The organism is Pediococcus parvulus (assembly GCF_007990205.1).
Taxonomy (GTDB): Bacteria; Bacillota; Bacilli; order Lactobacillales; family Lactobacillaceae; genus Pediococcus; species Pediococcus parvulus.
In genome coordinates, this window is record NZ_BJWE01000099.1 from 1 (window position 1) to 1092 (window position 1092).

Genomic DNA, 1092 nt, shown 5'->3' on the forward strand with positions numbered 1-1092 from the left:
TGAGCTATTACAAAATGAACTTTCTGCATTTTTAGGTTATGAGCCCTATGATAGGAATGGCTTCAATTCAGGAAATTCTCGTAATGGCCACTACACGAGAACCTTTAATACAAAATATGGCGAATTGAATCTTACGATTCCCCGTGATCGAAACGGAGAATTTGTTAACCACACATTACCAGCCTATCAACGACGAACAGACCAGTTAGAACAAACCATCATTCAGCTTTATCAAAAGGGAATTACCACTCATGAGATCGCCGATCTGATGGAAAAAATGTATGGTTCCTATTACACGCCACAGACAGTTTCCAATCTAACTAAGGTAGTTAACGAACAAGTTGAAGCTTTCAAGAATCGAACGTTATCAGAACGGTACGCTGTCGTTTATTTAGATGCCACATATCTTCCCTTGCGACGTGACACAGTTGCCAAAGAAGCAGTTCATATTGCGATTGGCATTCAACCTAATGGTCATAAGGAAGTGCTGTCTTACAAGATAGCTCCGACAGAATCTAGTTCTGTGTGGTCTGAAGTATTAGCTGATTTGAAGGATCGTGGCGTACAACAAACCTTACTTTTTGTGGCCGATGGATTGGTTGGCCTCGAAACTGCCGTTGGTAAATATTATCCAAACGCCGTTATTCAGCAATGCCTAGTTCATGTAAGTCGTAATATTTCGCATCATGTACGGGTTCATGACCGTAAAGCTGTGTTAAATGATTTTAAGTTAATTCATCAAGCAACCAATAAACGAATGGCTGAGCACAGCTTAGCCAACTTTGTTGACCATTGGCGCAAAAGATATCCCAAAGTTACGCAAGCTTTATTAAAGAACCAGAAATTACTGGTATTTTTTAATTTTCCACCGGCTATCCGGTCTAGTATTTATAGTACCAATCTTATCGAATCATTTAACAAAAAATTTAAGCGACAAACAAAGAAACGTGAACAATTTCCCAACGAAGAATCTTTGGAAAGAACCTTAATGACTGTAATTCTTGATTACAATGACAAATTTGGGCGACGAACACATAAAGGGTTCAACCTAGTTCAAGACACTTTAGAATCAATGTTTTAGTTCAAAAGTGA

1 protein-coding gene is annotated in these 1092 nt (G+C 38.6%); it reads left to right on the forward strand.

Translation table 11 applies throughout. The annotated features are described in order from the left end of the window. A partial coding sequence (locus PPA04_RS09485) for an IS256 family transposase (protein WP_147206825.1) occupies positions 1-1081 on the forward strand: 1081 nt, incomplete at its 5' end. Positions 1082-1092: the final 11 nt, after the last annotated feature.